Here is a 17,635-nt window from a genome sequence, read left to right as displayed (position 1 = left end):
ACACGGCTGCTCGGGGCGGGCGGCGCGGCCCGGTGCCTGCGTTCCTGGGCGGGCGCCGCGGGCGGCGGGGCGAGGGTCGTCATGACACGTACTCCAGGTCTCCGAGCGGTGGTTGAGACAGACCATCCGGGCCGCGTCTGGGTGGTCGCTGAGGCTTCGCTGAGCGAAGGATGAGAATCAGGGAACTCACAGGCTTCTCATGGCAAAGCCCTGCCGGGCTGCTGGGAAACGCCCGCCTCGGCCCCGTAATCCGAGCGGTCTACACTCTGCCGAACGGCCGCGCGACCAGAACTCGCCTGGTCGCAAGCGGGCAACTCCTGCCAGACCCGAGGGGTATTCGGCGTTTTGATACGGATAGATTCAGTCACCAAGCGGTACCCGGACGGCACGGTGGCGGTCGACCGGCTCTCGTTGGACATACCCGACCGCTCGATCACCGTCCTCGTCGGACCGTCGGGCTGCGGGAAGACGACGACCCTGCGCATGATCAACCGGATGGTCGAGCCCAGTGAGGGCACCATCCTGCTCGACGGCAAGGACATCCAGCAGCAGTCCGTCAACACGCTGCGCCGGTCCATGGGTTACGTCATCCAGAACGCCGGGCTCTTCCAGCACCGCACGATCGTCGACAACATCGCGACCGTGCCGCGCATGCTGGGCTGGGGCAAGGAGAAGGCGCGCGAGCGGGCGCGGGAACTGATGGAGCGGGTCGGGCTCGACGCCGCGCTCGCCAAGCGGTACCCCTACCAGCTGTCCGGCGGTCAGCAGCAGCGGGTCGGGGTCGCGCGGGCGCTCGCCGCCGATCCGCCGGTGCTGCTCATGGACGAGCCGTTCTCGGCCGTCGACCCCGTCGTCCGCAAGGGGCTGCAGGACGAACTCCTCCGTATCCAGGAGGAGTTGGGCAAGACCATCGTCTTCGTCACGCACGACATCGACGAGGCCGTCAAGATCGGCACGATGGTCGCCGTGATGCGCACCGGCGGCAGGCTCGCCCAGTTCGCGCCGCCCGCGGAGCTGCTGTCCAGCCCGGCCGACGAGTTCGTCGAGGACTTCCTCGGCGCGGACCGCGGCATCCGGCGGCTGTCCTTCTTCTCCTCCGCCGGACTCGGGCTGCTCACCGCTCCGGTCGTCGCGATCGACGCCACCGCCGAGCAGATCGCCGCCCGCGACACGGCCGAGGCCCCCTACCTCCTCGTCACGGATCTGGACGGCAAACCGCTTGGCTGGAGCGAGCCGCAGGACCTGACCGCCGGGTCCGTGGACAAGGGCCAACTCCTGTCGTACGGGCGGCCGTTCGTCGCCGGTACCGACTCCCTGCGGGCCGCGCTCGACTGTGCCGTCCTCTCGCCCACCGGCTGGGCGGTCGCCGTGGACGCCGAGGGCCGGGTGGCCGGCGTGGTCTCGCAGCAGACCATCGCCGAGGCGATCCGCGGGGCCCATGCGGAAGGCCGTACGGACAGCAAGGTCGCCGGATGAACGGCTTCTTCGACATCCCCAGCGATCTCCAGCACAGCTGGCTCGGTCTGATCGGGCTGCATCTGCGGGAGGCCCTGCTGCCGGTCCTGGCCGGTCTGCTGATCGCCCTGCCGCTCGCCCAACTGTGCGTGCGGTTCCGCTGGTTGTACCCGCCGGTGCTGTGGGTGACGACGGTGCTGTACGCCATTCCGTCCCTGGCGCTCTTCGTGTTCCTCATCGACTACACCGGCCAGACCGAGCTGACGGTGATGATCCCGCTCACCGTCTACACCCTCGTGGTCCTGGTCCCGGCGATCGTCGACGGTGTGCGGTCGGTGCCGCAGGAGACGCTGGCCGCGGCCACCGCGATGGGCTTCGGACCCGTACGGCGTTACGCCCAGGTCCAGTTGCCGATCGCCGTGCCCGCCATCATCGCGGGGCTGCGGGTGGCGACCGTGTCGAGCATCAGCCTCGTCAGCGTCGGCACCCTCATCGGCAACCAGGGCGCCCTCGGCAACCTGCTCAACGACGCGAACATCTACAACCGGCCCGAACTCGCGGTGAACGCCGTCATCACCATGGCCGTCCTCGCGATCCTCGCCGACGCCGCGCTGGTGGTCGTACGCCTCCTGCTGACCCCCTGGATGCCGAGTGGCAAGCGTGACCGCAAGGAGGCCGCGGCCCTGTGAACGGGCTCCACTACATCAACGCCTTCTTCAGCGACAACGCCCACTGGCAGGGCTACGACGGCATCCCCACGCGGGTCGCGGAGCACATCCAGTACACCCTGGAGGCGCTCGCCCTCGCCGCCGCGATCGGACTGCCGGTCGGCCTGGTCACCGGTCACACCGGGCGCGGCGGGAACGCCCTCTCCCTGATCGCCACCGCCGGGCGCGCGCTGCCCACCTTCGGACTGCTGGTGCTGATGACCCTGCTGTTCGGGTTCGGCCTGGTCAACGTGATGACCCCACTGGTCGTCCTCGCCGTCCCGCCGATCCTGGTCACCACCTACGAGGCGATGCGCTCCGTCGACCCGTCCCCGGTGGACGCCGCGCGGGGGATGGGCATGAGCGAGGCCGGGGTGCTGTTCCAGGTCGAACTCCCGGCGGCGCTCCCGCTGATCCTCGGCGGCCTGCGCTCGGCGGCCATCCAGATCGTCTCGACGGCCACGATCGCCGCGTACGTCTCTTTGGGCGGCCTTGGTCGCTACATCGTGGATGGGCTCTACCAGCGCAACTACGAGAAGGTCGTGGGTGGTGCGACGCTCGTCGCGGTGCTGGCTTTGGTGACGCTCGCGGTGTTCTGGGCAGCTTCCCGGCTGACGGTGTCGCGAGGGGTGCGGGCGTCTGGGTGAGGGCGCCTTCCGGGGTGCCGCGGGGTGTTGTGTGGCGGCTGCGGCGGCGTCGTGGCTGGTCGCGCAGTTCCCCGCGCCCCTGAGGGCGTTGCGCGTCAGGCCTCTGAACGGGCCAGCGCCTGCTCCAGTACCACCAGCAGCGCGTCCCTCACCGAACCGCGTTCTCGGGCGTCGAAGACCACGACCGGGGTGCGCTCGGCGACGTCGAGGGCCCAGCGGACCTCCTCCAGGGTGTGCTCGACCTTGCCGTCGAAGGCGTTGACGGCCACCGCGAACGGGATATGGCGGTGCTCGAAGTAGTCGACGGCGGCGTAGCAGTCGTCGAGGCGGCGGGTGTCCACGATGACGAGTCCGCCGACCGCGCCCTCGACGATGTCGTCCCACATGAACCCGAACCGCTCCTGGCCCGGCGTGCCGAACAGGTACAGCTTCAGGGTCGGGTCGATGGTGATGCAGCCGAAGTCCATCGCGACCGTGGTCGTGGTCTTGCGCGGGGTGTGGCTGAGGTCGTCCACGCCCGCGGCGACCTCGGTGATGGCGGCCTCGGTGGTCAGCGGCTCGATCTCGGAGATCGAACCGACGGCGGTGGTCTTGCCCACCCCGAATCCGCCCGCGATCACCATCTTGACCGGCAGCGGCGGTCGTACGACGGCAGCCTCGGCGGCCGAGGGCCGGGTGGCCGGTTCAGTCGGTGTCACGGAGTACCCCTCGGGAGTCGGGGATGGCGCGCAGGCCGTCGATGACCCTGCGCAGGACGGACGCGTCGTGGGTGACGCCGGAGTCGGGCACGTGCACCGTCAACTGCCCTGCCGTACGCAGGTCCTCGGCGAGGACCCGGACCACGTTCAGGTGCAGCCGCAGCCGGGCGGCGATCTCCGCGATGGACTGCGGCTGCCGGCAGGCGGCGACGATGTCGTGCTGTTCGAAGGAGAGCAGGTCGAGCACGGCGAGCCCCTCGGCGGTGGCCACCACCTGGGTCTCGACGGGCATCGTCCGGCCGGACGGACCGGGCGCCACCCGGCCGGCGGTCACCAGGAACGGCCGTACGGCGGCGACGGGCCCGACCGGGTCCGGGCCCGGGGATGTGGTGCCGTCCTCGCCTGCACCGGTGGGAGTGCGGCCGTCCGCCATGGCTGTGTGTCTTCCTCCTAGGCCGGGCCGCGCGCCCGGTCAGCGCTTCGACGCGGCGCCGACGCTGTTCTTGAGTTCCAGCACGAGCTGCGGGCTGAGCGCGCTGCCCGCACGGTTGGCGAACAGCGTCATCTCGTAGGCGATGTTGCCGAGCTTGGCCTCCTTGTCGGTGACCACGCCGAGCACGGCGCCGCTGCCGATCGCGGAGACCAGCACATGGCCGCCCTCCAGATCGATGATCACCTTGTTGAGGCCGCCGAGGCCGTAGTTGCCGGAGGCTCCGGCGGCCAGGCTCGTGATGCCGGAGACGATCGCCGCGAGCCGCTCGGAATCGGCCTGCTCACGCAGCTCGGACACGGCGATCAGCAGCCCGTCGGAGGACACGGCGATGGCGTCGACGACGCCCGCCGTCTCCGTCGCGAAACGATTCAACAGCCACGTGAAGTCGGCTGCGGCGGCCTGCAGTTCGGCCGCCGTGGTGCCTCCCGTCGGAGTGTCACCTGTCGTCGACGTGCTCACTGCTCCGCTCCTTCCGGGGAGTGGTGGTTCTGGTCTTGCGGGGGGTTGGTCGAGGGTCGGGGTTCGCGGGGCGTGGCCTCGGCGTCGGTGCCGGGGGCGCTGTCGCGGGTGGCGGGCTTCGGATGGTTCCCGGGTTCGCTCTCGCGGAGCGTGGGCCTTGGGTGGCTGCCGGTGTCGCTGTCGCGGTGCGCGCGCTGCACGGCCGCCTCGAACTCGTCGAGCGCGGCGCGTACGGCGTCCGCGTCGGCGGGCCGGGGGGCGGCGGGGCGAGCGGCCTGGTCGGCGTCGGTGCCGACGGTCGTCCGCAGGGTGGCGCCGCGGACCCGGCGCCGCAGGGGGCGGGAGTCGGCGGCTCCTTCCGGGGCCGGGGGTGCGTCGCCGGTCCCGGACGGGGCGGAGGGCGTGGCATCGCCGGATGCGGTCCGCACGGATGGCATCGCGTCACCTGTTCCGGCCGGGTCGGACACCGTTGCCTCGCCGGTCCGGGCGTTCGGGATGAGAGGTGTATCGGCGGGGGCCGGGTTGTGTCGGGGTGACCGGCGGGGGAGCGGCCCGGGTTCGTCGTCGGCCGGGGCGGATGCCCGCGCTGCCGGCGTCTCCTCCGCGGACCTCGCCGACCGCGCCGGGCCCGCTCCGGGCACCGGGCCGGTCGCTGCCGACCCCGCGCCCGCCGTCGTAGCCGAATCCGAACCCGAACGTGCCGCAGAACCGCCGGCGGCGACCCCCACCGAGCTCATCGTCAGCAGCAGCGAGGACGGGATGGACACCTCGGCCGTCACACCGCCTCCCGGGGTGCGGGACAGGATCACGGTCACCTCCCAGCGGCGCGCCAGCGTGCCGACCACGAACAGGCCGAGCACCTTCGTCGGGACCAGGTCGAGCCGCTCGCGGCGGATCAGACGGGAGTTCTCCTCGTCGAGCCGCTCCGCGCTCATGCCCAGACCGTGGTCGGAGACCACGATCAGCGCGCCCTCGTGGCTGTCCTTGACCGTCACCTCGACGGGGCTGCCGACGGGCGAGAACGCCACCGCGTTCTCGACGAGTTCGGCCACCATCAGCGTGAGGTCGCCGATGATGTCGGGCTCCACCATGACCTCGGTGCCGGCGTGCAGCGCGACCCGCTGGAAGCCCTCGATCTGGCCGAGCGAGGCCCGTACGACGTTGGTGAGCGCGAGGGGACCGGAGTCGAGGACGGTCTCGCGGATGCCGGCGAGCAGCATCAGGCTGTCGGCGTTGCGACGCAGTCGCACGGCGATGTGGTCGATGGAGTAGAGGCGTTCGAGGAGCGCCGGGTCCGTCTCGCCCCGTTCCACCGCGTCGATCAGCGCCAGCTGCCGGGTGGTCAGGTTGCTCACGCGGCGGCCCACGTTGCCGAACATCTCGGCGACGTTGCGCCGGCTGAGCACCTGGCGTTCCAGCAGCGCGACCGCGGTGGTCTGCACCTGGTTGAAGACCTCGGCGAGGTCGCCGATCTCGTCCTTCGCGGTGACCGGCATGTCCTCGAGGCGGGGCGGGCCGGCGTCCTCGGCGTCGTCGTCGGCCACGCGGTCGAGCTCACGGCCTGCGACCTCGGCGACCTGCCTGGCGGCACTGGTGAGGGCCTGCACGGGGCGGACCACCGAGCGGCGGATCGCGACCGACAGGGCGAGCCAGAGGCCGAAGCCGAGCAGGGCGGCGTTGAACAGCCAGGTGGCGTTCGACTGGGCGTCGCCGGAGGCGGCGTCGGCGCGGTCCGCGATCTGGCCGATGAGGGAGGTGGTGATCTTCAGCCGGGCCGCGGCCTGGTCGCGGTAGGTGGGATAGGTGTCCAGCGCCTGCTGGAACGCCTTGTGGATCTCGGCCCGGGAGCCCGCCTGGAGCGAGCTGGGGTCGATCTGCAGCTCCGCGTACTGCCGGCCGATGGTCGCCTGGGCGGAGTTGTACTCGATCCCGCCGAGCTCGTCCGCCTGGTCCTCGGTGGCGAACCGGGAGAAGCGCTCGGCCTGATGTTTGTACTCGTCGTAGGCGCCGATCGCGCCGATCAGCTCGATGAGGGCGTTCGAGTCGCCGGTGGTCGCGGAGAAGACACCGGTCTCGAAGGAGCCGTGGGCGGCGTCGGCGCGCAGCAGCGAGTCGAGCAGGTTGCCGGTGAAGGTGGCTGCCAGAGCCGGGTTGCGGTCGAGCCCGAGGCCGTCGATCACACCCTTGGTGGCATCGGTGTACGCCGGGTCGATGTTGTCGGCGGGCAGATAGTCCTGCTCGACGGTGTTGCGCAGGTCCTCCAGGCCGTTGATCTCCCGCAGCGCCTGGGCCTCCTCGTCCGGGAGCCGGTCGCCGAAGGCCGTACGCACCTTCTCGACCTGGTCGTCCACGGCGATCTGCGCGTGCCGGTAGGCGGTCTGCGAGGGGGTGCCGCCGTCCCAGCTGGACTGGTGGCGCACAGAGAGCAGGACGGCCTGCTGGTGCTCGGCCTCCAGCCGGTCGACGAGCTGCGCGACCTCGGCGCTGTCACGGACGAGATCGGCCGCGTCCGCCGCGTCGTTGGACTGACCGATCTGGTCGGTGAAGAGGTAGGTCAGCAGCACGGCGAGCACGGCCAGCGGCACGCCGACCAGAATGTTGAGCTTGCGCCGGAAGGGCCAGCGGTCGGCGAAACGCCGTATCCCACTTCGGACCGGCGATGGTGCCGGCGCCGGCTGCGCGGGAGCGCCCACCGTGTTCGTGGACACCTGGCCTCCTCTGACCGTTTCTGATCGGTGCGGGATGGTGCGCAAGGGCACCTGAGTGGCTCCCGCACCCCACTGTGACCGGCGCCAACTTCGGCGAGACTACAGGCTCTTCGGACAGGGGTTCGCGCCACCCTGAGTCAAGAATCCGTTACAACCTGGCTTGCGCCCGGCGCGCCGGTTTCGCTTCACTTTCACAACCGACCACGCAATGAAGTCAATTGTGACCAGGCTGCTCTTGACTGACCGAGAACTGGCTGGATTGGATCAGTTCCAGAGTTTCTCAGCAGCTCAAGATCTTCTCGGCAACCCCTGAGTTCCGGAACGGGAATCGTGACTTCTACCGCCGCACACCGCAGGTCCCTCAGGAAGAACCCCGGCGTGGCCGCCCTCGCGCTCGCCGCCGCCACGGCCCTGCTCGCGGGATGCTCCTCCTCCGACGACGGCTCCGACCCGCTCGCCGGGGACAAGGCCGACAGCGGCACGGTCGTCGTCGGCTCCAACAACTTCGCCGAGAGCATCCTGATCGCCGACATCTACGGCGAGGCCCTCAAGGCCAAGGGCATCAAGGTCACCTACAAGCCCAACATCGGCAGCCGCGAGACCACCTACGGCCTGCTGAAGAACGGCTCCATCACCGTCCTGCCCGAGTACAACGGCTCGTTGCTGGCCTACCTGGACAAGGACGCGGCCCAGGAGTCGGCCGCGGCCGTGGACGCCGCCGTCAAGACCAAGCTCGACGCGAAGCTGACGCTCCTGGACTCGGCGCCGGCCGAGGACAAGGACTCCGTCACGGTCAACGCGGCGACCGCGGAGAAGTACGGCCTGACCTCCGAGTCCACCATCGAGGACCTCAAGGACGCCGCCCCGGACCTGGTCATCGGCGGTTCGCCCGAGTTCCAGACCCGGCAGCAGGGTCTGCTCGGCCTCAAGTCCGAGTACGGCGTGGAGTTCAAGTCCTTCAAGGCCCTCGACGCGGGCGGCCCGCTGACCCAGGCGGCGCTGAAGAAGAACACGGTGCAGGCCGCGGACCTCTTCACCACGGACCCGACCATCACCAAGGAGAAGTTCGTCGTCCTCCAGGACCCGAAGAACCTCTTCGGCTTCGCGAACGTGACCCCGCTGGTCTACAAGTCCGGCCTCTCCTCGGAGGGCGTCGCCGCGCTCAACGCGGTCTCCGCCAAGCTGGACACGAAGGCGCTGCTGGACATGGACTCCCAGGTGCAGCTGGAGAGCAAGGACCCGCTGGACGTCGCCAAGGCGTGGCTGAAGTCGGCGGGTCTGGACTGACGTAGAACTGACCGACGTGGAGCAGCACGGCGACCGTGGTGCTCCCGTCCGGGAGGGAGGACCGGCCGCTGACGGCGGATGTCGCGTCAGCGGCCGAACTGCTCCCGGTTCTCGCGCGGTCGCAGCGGCTCAGTACCCGACGTGGAAGGTCGCGTCCTGCTGCTCCGTGGTCGTGGAGACGGGGTCGATGCGCAGGACGTAGTTCGAGTGCCGGATGTAGCGGGTCGGGTTGTTGTACGACCGGAACGACGACCAGGACGCGTCGGCGAGGCCCGCGGTCCGGTAGAAGGTCGCGTCCGCGGCGAACGCCGACGTGCTGTCGTTCACGTCCAGCTGGAGCGCGTAGTTGTAGTGCCGCAGATACCGGGTCGGGTGGCTGACCGACTGGAACGAGACACCGGAGGAGTCGGCGAGGCCCGGCACCAGCTTCCACTGGGAGTCGGTGTACGGGTCGAAGGCGTACTCGTCGATCCGGCCGACGTAGTTGGAGTGGCGGACGTAGCGGGCCGGGTAGTTGTAGGACTTCAGCCGGTTCCAGCCGGGGGTGCCCCACTTGGCGATCAGGTTGTTGTACTGCGTCGACGTGATCGGTTGGATGCCGCAGTGCTTGGAGTTGAGCGGCTGGGTGTAGGTCTTCTGGTCGAGGGCCGTCCAGGTGCCGGCGGCCAGGCTGCTGGTCTGCCAGGCGTAGAAGACGCCGTTCGGCGACCAGGTGTCTCCCCAGAGATACCAAGTCGAGCTTGAGGCAAGGGACTTGACCAGGGTCGGGGCCTCGGTGCCGTTGTGCGAGACCGCGGTGCTGAACTCGGTGAAGCTGCCGGGGTTCAGGGACGAGGAGCGGGCGCCGACCAGGGTCGAGTTCTTCTTGAAGTAGAGGTAGTTGACGCCGTTCACGCCGATGGCCAGGTCGCCGTCGATGACGTCGTAGCCGGGGTCGAAGAAGACCTGGGGGCTGCCTGCGGTCACGAAGTCGCTGGTGTAGTTCACCATGATCACGTTGTGGCCGCTGGAGTTGACGGCCGAGTAGATCACGCCGTACTGACCGCGGCTCGCGTCCCAGTAGGCCTCGGGCGCCCAGGCGTGGGTGTCCAGGTCGTGCACCTTCATCCGCCGGTAGCCGGTGAAGCTGCGCAGGTCGGTGGAGTCCCACACGTGGAGGTACTGGCTGACGTAGGTCCAGTCGGTGCCGTTCAGGTCGGTGGCGAGCACCACGAACGTGCCGTCCTGCTTGCGCAGGATGAAGGGGTCGCGCAGGCCGAGGGAGCCCGCGGTCGGGGTGGCGACGGGGGCGTTCTGGTTGAGCGGGGTCCACTGCAGGCCGTCGGTGCTGACGGCCAGGTGCAGGCCGTAGTTGGCGGCCAGCATGGTCGGCGACTCGGTGAAGTAACACATGACGTACGCCGAGTCGGCGGCGTGGGCGGTGCCGGCCCCGAGGGCCAGGGCGCCGGTGGCGGCGAGGGGGACGGTCGCGGCCATGCCGAGGAACGAGCGGCGGGAGGGGGGAGGGACGGGGTGCGGTCTGGCGTTCACGTGCGGCTCCAGGGGGCGTGCGGGGGTGCCCATTGACCGGCATGTTGACCGGTATTTCGAACGGAGTTCGGTAAGTCGATCAGAAGGTAGAGATGTGACGCGTGTGCGTCAATCACGCGGTCGCGCTTGGCCGGTTTTCGTCGTTCACTCTGCCGCTCGCTGGGGAGCTCCCGTGTGGATCGAGCTCCGCCCGCGCCCGCGCCGCCGCCCCGACCGCCACCGCGTCGCCGCCCAGCCCGGCCGGCAGGACGCGCAACTCGTGGCCGCTGACCGGTGGTTCGGCCGCCAGGGTGCGCCGGATCGGCTGCTCGACGAGCGCCCAGGACCGGCTGACGCCCCCGCCGATCACGAAGGTGGTCACGTCCAGCAGGCCCGCGGTGACCAGCATCGCCCGGGCCACCCCGGCTCCCGCCTCCTCGTACACGGCGAGCGCGTCCGGATCACCCGCGCCCGCCGCCCCGGCCACGTCCCGTGCGCTCAGGTCCCGCCCGGTGCGCTCCCCGTACCGCGCCGCGATCGCCCGCCCGGACGCCAGCGTCTCCAGATGCCCGCGCCCGCCACACGTGCAGGGCAGGTCACCGAAGCCGGGCACGTGCCCGATCTCGCCCGCCGCACCGTGCGGGCCGTCGTACAGCGCACCTTCCAGCCACAGCGCCCCGCCGACCCCGGTGCCGAGCGTCATCCCGAGCACATACGGATCGCCCGCCACGGCACCGGCCGCCGCCTCGCCGCGCAGGAACGCGTTGACGTCGTTGTCCAGGAACGCCGGTACGCCCAGGGCCCGTTCGACGGTCGCCGTCACCGCGAACCCGGCCCAGCCCCGAAAGGAGTCGCTCGCGACCAGGATCCGCCCGGCCCGTGCGTCCACCAGGCCCGCCGCTCCGACCCCGACACCGAGCAGCCGTGCGTCCGTACGGTCGAGCAGCAGTCGTACGGCGTCCAGCGCGGCGCCGACCATCGCCGCCCCGCCCGCAGCCGCCGGGGTGGGCACCTCCAGGCGGTCGACGACGCTCAAGTCGTCGCGGCACAGGGCGACTTGAGTGGTCGTGCCGCCGATGTCGACGCCCGCCACCACCCCCGTCACGCCGTGACCCCCGTCCGCCGCTTCCGCTGCTCCACCGGATCCGGCACCGGCACGGCCGCGATGAGCCGCCGTGTGTACTCGGTCTCCGGACGCAGCAGCGTGGACATGGTCGGCCCCTGTTCCTCGACGCGCCCCGCCCGCATGACGACGACCCGCTGCGCGAACTCCTGCACGACGGCCAGGTCGTGGGAGACGAAGAGGCAGGCGAACCCGAGCTCGCGCTGCAGCTCGGCGATCACTTCGAGCACTGTGCGCTGCACACTCACGTCGAGCGCGCTCGTCGGCTCGTCCGCGACCAGCAGCCGTGGTTCCAGCACCAGCGCCCGCGCGAGGCTCACCCGCTGCCGCTGGCCTCCCGACAGCTCGCGCGGCCCGCGCCCCGCCAACTCCCGGGGCAGCCTCACCAGTTCGAGCGTCTCCGCGACCCGGTTCCGCCGCTCGGCCGCCGGCATACCTCGCCGGTGCACCCGCAGCGGCTCGGCGACGCACTCCGCCACACTCATCCGGGCGTCCAGCGAGGCCACCGGATCCTGGAGCACCACGCCCACGCCGGACAGCAGGGCCCGCCGCGCCCGTCCCCGGGACCGGCTGAGGTCGGTACCGAAGAGCGACACCGTCCCGGAGCCCGGCGGGACCAGGCCCAGCGCGACCCGGGCCGCCGTGGACTTGCCGGACCCGGACTCGCCCACAAGGCCGACGGTCTCACCGGGGCGGACTTCGATGGACACACCGTCGAGGGCGCGCACGGCACGAGGGCCCCGCCCGAACTGCACAGCGACATCCCGGAGTTCGACGACGGGAGCCGCCTCCACCGGAGCGGAGTCCTCGCCACTGAACCTCAGCCGCGGCACCGCAGCCAGCAACCGCTGCGTGTACTCGTGCGTCGGCCGCAACAGCACCTCCTCCACCGGCCCGGTCTCCACCACCTCGCCCCGCAGCATCACCGCGACCCGGTCGGCGAAGTCGGCGACCACCCCCATGTTGTGGGTGACCAGCAGCACACCGGTTCCCGAGTCGGCGGCCAACCGCCGTAGCAGATCGAGGATTTCGGCCTGCACGGTGACGTCGAGCGCGGTGGTCGGCTCGTCCGCGATCAGCAGGCCCGGCGAGTTGGCGATCGCCATGGCGATGACGACCCGCTGCCGTTGCCCGCCCGACAGCTGGAACGGGAACGCGGACGCTCGCCGCTCCGGCTCGGGAATGCCGACGCGGCGCAGGAGTTCGACCGCCTCACGGGCGGCCTCCGCACGCGGGACGGGACGGTGGTTGCGGATGACCTCCGCGATCTGGGCTCCGACCCGGGTCAGCGGATCGAGCGCGGTGGCCGGCTCCTGGAAGACCATCGACGCCGTACGGCCACGCAGCCGGGCGAGTGAACTCTCCGACGCCCCGACCACCTCCGTGCCGTTGACCGTCACCCGCCCGGAGGCCCGCGCGCTGCCCGGCAGCAGCCCCATCGCGGCGAGCGCCACCGTCGACTTCCCGGACCCGGACTCGCCGACCAGCGCGAGCGTCTCACCGGGCCGGACGTGCAGCGACACCCCGCGCACGGCGGGCACGTCACCCGTCTCGGTCGAGAAGGTCACGCCCAGATCGGCGATCTCCAGGATGTTCATGCGCGTCCCTTCACGTCGAAGGCGTCGCGCAGCCCGTCGCCGATCGCGTTGAACGCGCAGACGACGAGGATGATCGCGAGGCCGGGCGGAACGATCAGCCACCAGCGCCCGGAGTACGCGGCCGTCAGACCGGCCGACAGCATGCCGCCCCAGTCGGTCTTCGGCGGCTGGACGCCGAGGCCCAGATACGACACGTACGCGATGAGCAGGATCGCGTCGGCGACCTGGAAGGTGGCCGCGACGACGATCGTCGACACCGAGTTGGGCAGGATGTGCCGGCGGACGGCCCGGCCGTGCGTGCCGCCGGTCGCGCGCAGCGTCAGCACGTAGTCCCGGTTCTTGAGCGTGAGCGTCTCCGCCCGCACCAGCCGGGACGGCACCAGCCACGACACCAGACCGAGCACGACGATCAGCCCGAGCGTGCCCGGAGTCGTGATCGCGGAGACGACCAGCAGGATGAACAGCGCGGGGATCGCGATCCCGGCGTCCACGACCCGCATCATCACCGCGTCCACCCAGCCGCCCGCATACCCCGCGACCGCACCCCACAAGGTCCCGATGACGGTCGCGAGGACCCCGGCCGCGAGCCCGACGAGCAGCGAGATCTGCCCGCCGTACATGAGCCGCCCGAGCTGGTCGTGCCCGACGGCGTCCGTTCCGAGCCAATGGGCGCCGCTGGGTGCGAGGTTGACCTGGGTGAGGTCGGTGTGGGTCTGGTCGGTGGAGTACACCAAGGGCCCGACGAAGCAGAACAAGAGGAAGAACAGCACGACCAGAACCCCGGCGACTGCAAGCTTGTTGCGCGCGAAGCGCGCTTTCAGGGGCGCGGGGAACTGCGCGACAAGCCCCCACCGACCCGCAGCTTCAACACGACCGGTCACGCCCGCCCCTCCTTCACCCGAGGATCGACAACCCGCTGAACGACATCCGCAAGCAAGGTCCCCACAACCGTCGCGACGGAAATGACGAGGACACACCCCAGCAGCACCGGATAGTCGGAGGCCTGCGCCGCAGACCAGAACAGCAGCCCCATGCCGGGGTAGTTGAAGAGCTGCTCAACGACCAGCGCACCTCCGAAGAGCACCGGCACGTAGTAGCCGAGCATCGCCACGACCGGGGTCAGGGAGTTACGGAACACGTGCCGAAAGAGAACCGTGTACTGCGACGCACCCCCCGCGCGAGCGGTCCGCACATAGTCCTCGGAGAGGTTCTCCAAGGTCGCCGCCCGCATGTACCGGCTGAACACGGCCACCATCGACGCGGCCCCCGTGACGACCGGCAGCACCAGCCCGGCCGGGTCCGCCAACACCTGGGCCAGCGTGTCCCCTTGGGGCGCCTGCGAGGGAAACCACCGCAGGGTCTGCGTGAACAGCAGGATCAGTAGAAGGCCCAGGAAGTACACGGGCGTCGAGTACGCCACGAAGCTCAGCGTGGTGATGACGTAATCCGTCGGCTTGTTGCGCCGCACCGCCTGCCACATCCCGAGCGGCACCGCGAGCAGCAGCCCGACCAGCGCGGACAGCACGGTCAGCACCAGCGTCTTCGGCAGGCGTTGCTCGATGAGCCGTGAGACCGCCTCGTTGAGCGTGTACGAGGTACCGAGGTCACCTCGCACCAGATCGCCCAGGTAGTAGGCGTACTGGACGGGCAGCGAGCGGTCCAGCCCCTGCTCGTGGTTGAACGCGGTGATCTGCTGGGGCGTCGCCTGCGGGCCGAGGATCCCGCGTGCGGGCCCCCCGGGCAGCGCGTGCAGCAGGCAGAACACCACGACCGTGACGATGAGGATCACGGCCAGGGCCTGGAGGATCCGTCGGCCGAGGTAGAGGAGGGTGTCCACTCAGCTGGTCCACTTCCACTGCGCGGGGTGGAAGTTGGCGAGGGAGTCCTGGGAGAAGCCGCCGAGGCCGTTCTTGACGACCGAGATCTGGTAGTCGGGCTCCGGCAGCCAGATCACCGGCAGATCCTTGGCGAGGGCCGCGCTGTAGTCCTGGATCGCCTGGTTCGAACTCGACGTCGTGGACGCGGAGATGAGCTTGTCGACGTCGGTGTTGGAGTAGTTGCCGAAGTTCGCACCGCCCTTGGACTGGAAGAGCGAGTCGCCGGTCGGGAAGGCGTTGAAGTACCAGCTGCCCGCCGTACCGAAGAAGGACAACTGCCACTTGCAGATGGACTGGCCGGAGGTGCACTGCGGGGTCTGCGACAGCACGGAGTTGACGGGCGCGGTCTTGATGGAGAACTTGATCCCCGTCTTCGCGAGCGAGGACTGGATCGCGCTCATCATGTTGTCGGTCACCGTCGAGCCGGACTGCGAGAGCACCTGCATCTCGAACTTCGTTCCCTTGGCGACGCCTTCACCGCATTCAGCGGGTTCGGTGCAGGTCATCACCCCGCCCTGCTCGGTCCAGCCGTGGCTGGTCAGCAGCTCGCGGGCGGCCGAGGTCGAGAACGGATACGGGTTGTTCTTCTGCACGGACGACACGAAGTCCGAGGCCTGCCCCTGCGGGATCGGCCCGTAGCCGGCCACCGCCGTCCCGTTGAAGACGACCTTCGCCAGACTGGTCTGGTCGATCGAGCGCTGGACGGCCTGGCGGGCGTACAGCTGCTTGAACACCGCGCCCATCGCCGGGTTGTTGAAGTTGTACGGCATGTAGGTGATCGCCCAGCCCGACCACGGCTTCACGTCGTAACCCTGCGCGGTGAAGCTCTCCTTCTGGTCGAGGTCGGTCGCCTCGATGTAGCCGTAGTCGACGCTGCCGGAACGCAGGGCGTTCTTCTCGGCGTCGGCGGTGGTGAAGGGGAGCAGGTTCACGGTCGGGATGGCCGGCTTCTCGCCCCCGTCGTATTTCTTGTTGGCGGTGAGGACGACCTTTCCGGCGTTCGAGAAGGACTTGACCGCGTAGGGGCCGCTGATGGTCTTCCAGAGGGTGTTCGTCGCGTAACCGGAGATGTTCTTCGCGGCGTCGTTGAGGTATTTCCAGTCCTGCTTGGCGTCACCGGACTTGTCCCAGACATGCTGCGGCAGCGGGGTGATCTGGCTCAGCTCGTTCGCCAGCATCCACTGGGAGTTGTAGGCCTTGTCGAAGGTGATCGTGAAATGGCGGTCGTCGACGGTCTTGAAGGACGTCCAGTTGTCCGGCGCCTTGCCGGGGTTGTAGCCCGCCCACTCCGCCTTGTTCGCCTTGATGAGGTCGAACCAGAACTTCACGTCACCGGAGGTGATCGGCTTCCCGTCGCTCCAGTGCCGGTCGCCCAGGGTGATCTTGACGCTCTTGCCGTCGGCCGCGAAGTCGGCGGCCGTGGCCACCGAACCCGCCTTGTTCCAGGCGATCTTGCCGGTCGAGCCGTCGTAGGCGACGAGCGGCTCCCACAGCGAGTTCGCGATGGAGATGTTGTTGGTGTTCAGGTGCGCGGCGGTGCCGATCGGCAGGATCCAGTTCGGCGTGAAGTTCGCGGGCAGCGCGTAGTTGATGGCGTCCTTCGACGCGGACGACGTGCCGCCCGACCCGGAGCAGCCCGCGAGCAGCAGCGTGCCCGCACAGACGACAGCACCGGCGACGAGTCTCGTGCGAGCAGGGGACATGGCTCTCCTCGAGGGGAACAGAAGCGGGGTGCAGCCAGTGAACGCCCCGAGTGTTGGAAGAAACAGGCGTGCCGCTGTAAAAAGCCTGTTTCTGCTGTTCTGGAAAAAGCGCAGAGCGCCTTCCGAGGCATACGCTCGGCACCCCGGCCGCCGATCTCGGGAGTAACTTCGTCCATGCTTGAAAAAAGTGCGCCGCTGCAGCGACGAAACGGCACGGGCTTCTCCTCGCTCGCCGAGGGCGTCCTCGAACTCCTCGCCTCCGGGCAGGCGACGACCCGTACGGAACTCGCCGCGCTGCTCGGCGCCGCCCCCTCGACGGTCTCCTTCGCGGTGAGCCAGCTGCTGGCCCACGGGCTGGTCGCCGAGGAGGGCACCCTGTCCTCGACCGGCGGGCGACCGCGCAAGGTGCTGCGGCTCGGCGGCAGCGACGGGTACGCCGTCGCCGCGGAACTCGGCGGGAAACACGCCCACGTGGGCGTCGTCCACCCCGGCGGCGGCCTCACCGACGTCGCCACCGTGCCGTTCGCGACCGCCGACGGGCCCGAGGCCGCGCTGCCCGGGCTCGCCGAGACGCTCCAGTCCCTGGCCGACCGGCACGGGCGGGAGCTGCTGCGCGGTGTCGGCCTGTGCCTGCCGGGGCCGGTCGATGTCGAGCCGGGCCTGGTGACGCTGCCCGCGCGCATGCCCGGCTGGAACCGGTTCCCCGTACGGGACTGGCTGGAGGAACGGTTCGCGGTCCCGGTGGCCATCGAGAACGACGCCAACTGCATGGCCGTGGGAGAGCACAGCGTCCGGCCCGCCGAGCAGCGCCAGTCGATCATGGTGAAGGCGGGCTCCGGGATCGGCGCGGGCGTCATCGCCGACGGGCGGCTCTACCGGGGCGGGACCGGCGCCGCCGGCGAGATCACCCACGTCCGCGTCGAGGCCGCCCAGGACACGCCGTGCTCCTGCGGGAACACCGGCTGCCTGGAGACCGTGGCCTCCGGCGCCGCACTCGTACGGATCCTGCGCGAGCGCGGCCTCGACGTCACGTCCACCGAGGACGTCGTACGGCTCGCCGTCGACGCCGACCCCGAGGCGACCCACGCCGTCCGCCAGGCAGGCCGCTACCTGGGCCAGGTCCTCGCCGCGAACGTCAACTTCTTCAACCCCGACGCCGTGTACCTCGGCGGCATCCTCTCCACGTTGGAGCCGTTCGTCGCCGCCGTGCGCAGCCAGCTGTACGAGGGCTGCCATCCGCTGGTCACCCAACACCTCGTCATCGAACGGGCCGGCCTCGGCGCCGACGCCGGGCTCGTCGGCGCGGGCCAGTTCGCACTGCAGCGGGCGCTGGCGCTGGCGATGCGGGCGGTCACCGGAGGCCAGTCGTGA

At 70.1% G+C, this 17,635-nt stretch carries 15 protein-coding genes; 5 read left to right on the top strand and 10 right to left on the bottom strand.

Translation table 11 applies throughout. The features are described from left to right. The first annotated feature begins 345 nt into the window (after window positions 1–345). Genes IG08_RS0118255 through IG08_RS0118245 form a run of 3 tightly spaced genes read left to right on the top strand, consistent with a single transcriptional unit; the run spans window position 346 to window position 2,809 of the window. Window positions 346–1,476, top strand: coding sequence for an ABC transporter ATP-binding protein (locus tag IG08_RS0118255; RefSeq protein WP_078655641.1), 1,131 nt, complete (start codon window positions 346–348; stop codon window positions 1,474–1,476). After that, the gene (locus IG08_RS0118250) at window positions 1,473–2,144 is read left to right on the top strand and encodes an ABC transporter permease (RefSeq protein WP_030603069.1); all 672 of its coding nucleotides are present in this window, start codon (window positions 1,473–1,475) and stop codon (window positions 2,142–2,144) included. Before IG08_RS0118255 ends, IG08_RS0118250 begins: the two co-directional genes overlap by 4 nt. Beyond that, a complete protein-coding gene (locus IG08_RS0118245) occupies window positions 2,141–2,809 on the top strand; it encodes an ABC transporter permease (RefSeq protein ID WP_030603067.1) in 669 nt (222 codons plus the stop codon). The genes IG08_RS0118250 and IG08_RS0118245 overlap by 4 nt, the downstream gene beginning before the upstream one ends. A gap of 95 nt (window positions 2,810–2,904) precedes the next feature. Here the strand turns inward: IG08_RS0118245 and IG08_RS0118240 are convergent, their stop codons facing one another. From IG08_RS0118240 to IG08_RS0118225, 4 genes are read right to left on the bottom strand one after another with little or no spacing between them, the layout of a single operon-like run. Beyond that, window positions 2,905–3,507, bottom strand: coding sequence for a GTP-binding protein (locus IG08_RS0118240; RefSeq protein WP_030603064.1), 603 nt, complete (start codon window positions 3,505–3,507; stop codon window positions 2,905–2,907). Continuing rightward, window positions 3,494–3,940: a DUF742 domain-containing protein gene (locus IG08_RS0118235; protein ID WP_030603061.1), complete on the bottom strand. Its 447-nt coding sequence runs from the start codon at window positions 3,938–3,940 to the stop codon at window positions 3,494–3,496. Before IG08_RS0118235 ends, IG08_RS0118240 begins: the two co-directional genes overlap by 14 nt. Before the next feature lie 39 nt (window positions 3,941–3,979). Continuing rightward, window positions 3,980–4,459, bottom strand: a complete 480-nt coding sequence (locus IG08_RS0118230) for a roadblock/LC7 domain-containing protein (protein ID WP_030603057.1) — start codon at window positions 4,457–4,459, stop codon at window positions 3,980–3,982. Further along, window positions 4,456–7,167: an ATP-binding protein gene (locus IG08_RS0118225; protein WP_030603055.1), complete on the bottom strand. Its 2,712-nt coding sequence runs from the start codon at window positions 7,165–7,167 to the stop codon at window positions 4,456–4,458. The genes IG08_RS0118230 and IG08_RS0118225 overlap by 4 nt, the downstream gene beginning before the upstream one ends. Before the next feature lie 330 nt (window positions 7,168–7,497). Between IG08_RS0118225 and IG08_RS0118220 the strand changes: the two genes are divergently transcribed. Continuing rightward, window positions 7,498–8,454, top strand: coding sequence for an ABC transporter substrate-binding protein (locus IG08_RS0118220; RefSeq protein WP_030603053.1), 957 nt, complete (start codon window positions 7,498–7,500; stop codon window positions 8,452–8,454). A 129-nt stretch (window positions 8,455–8,583) separates the two neighbouring features. Here IG08_RS0118220 and IG08_RS0118215 read toward each other — a convergent pair whose 3' ends face one another. The 6 genes from IG08_RS0118215 to IG08_RS0118190 form a co-directional block, all read right to left on the bottom strand. Beyond that, window positions 8,584–9,930, bottom strand: coding sequence for a glycoside hydrolase family 43 protein (locus tag IG08_RS0118215; RefSeq protein ID WP_052424769.1), 1,347 nt, complete (start codon window positions 9,928–9,930; stop codon window positions 8,584–8,586). Window positions 9,931–10,096: 166 nt separating this feature from the next. Beyond that, window positions 10,097–11,059, bottom strand: a complete 963-nt coding sequence (locus IG08_RS0118210) for an ROK family protein (RefSeq protein ID WP_043454562.1) — start codon at window positions 11,057–11,059, stop codon at window positions 10,097–10,099. 5 nt (window positions 11,060–11,064) lie between these two features. Next, window positions 11,065–12,684: a dipeptide ABC transporter ATP-binding protein gene (locus IG08_RS0118205; RefSeq protein ID WP_030603046.1), complete on the bottom strand. Its 1,620-nt coding sequence runs from the start codon at window positions 12,682–12,684 to the stop codon at window positions 11,065–11,067. Continuing rightward, window positions 12,681–13,505, bottom strand: a complete 825-nt coding sequence (locus IG08_RS0118200) for an ABC transporter permease (protein ID WP_078655643.1) — start codon at window positions 13,503–13,505, stop codon at window positions 12,681–12,683. Before IG08_RS0118200 ends, IG08_RS0118205 begins: the two co-directional genes overlap by 4 nt. 56 nt (window positions 13,506–13,561) lie before the next feature. Continuing rightward, entirely contained in the window at window positions 13,562–14,521 is a 960-nt protein-coding gene (locus tag IG08_RS0118195; protein WP_030603041.1) for an ABC transporter permease, read from the bottom strand. Next, complete coding sequence (locus IG08_RS0118190) at window positions 14,522–16,264, bottom strand: peptide ABC transporter substrate-binding protein (RefSeq protein ID WP_030603038.1); 1,743 nt, start codon at window positions 16,262–16,264, stop codon at window positions 14,522–14,524. It lies immediately after the preceding gene. Window positions 16,265–16,438: 174 nt separating this feature from the next. Here IG08_RS0118190 and IG08_RS0118185 point away from each other — a divergent pair, with 174 nt between their 5' ends. Continuing rightward, on the top strand, window positions 16,439–17,635 hold the full coding sequence (locus IG08_RS0118185; RefSeq protein ID WP_030603035.1) for an ROK family transcriptional regulator: 1,197 nt from the start codon (window positions 16,439–16,441) through the stop codon (window positions 17,633–17,635).

Source organism: Streptomyces fulvoviolaceus, assembly GCF_000718165.1.
GTDB classification, from domain to species: domain Bacteria; phylum Actinomycetota; class Actinomycetes; order Streptomycetales; family Streptomycetaceae; genus Streptomyces; species Streptomyces fulvoviolaceus.
This window is presented reverse-complemented; position numbering and strand designations above follow the sequence as displayed.

Coding starts and splice junctions, on each gene's coding strand:
- IG08_RS0118215 (WP_052424769.1), bottom strand. CDS start 9,930: ATGGCCGCGACCGTCCCCCTCGCCGCCACCGGCGCCCTGGCCCTCGGG.
- IG08_RS0118205 (WP_030603046.1), bottom strand. CDS start 12,684: ATGAACATCCTGGAGATCGCCGATCTGGGCGTGACCTTCTCGACCGAG.
- IG08_RS0118185 (WP_030603035.1), top strand. CDS start 16,439: ATGCTTGAAAAAAGTGCGCCGCTGCAGCGACGAAACGGCACGGGCTTC.
- IG08_RS0118250 (WP_030603069.1), top strand. CDS start 1,473: ATGAACGGCTTCTTCGACATCCCCAGCGATCTCCAGCACAGCTGGCTC.
- IG08_RS0118190 (WP_030603038.1), bottom strand. CDS start 16,264: ATGTCCCCTGCTCGCACGAGACTCGTCGCCGGTGCTGTCGTCTGTGCG.
- IG08_RS0118235 (WP_030603061.1), bottom strand. CDS start 3,940: ATGGCGGACGGCCGCACTCCCACCGGTGCAGGCGAGGACGGCACCACA.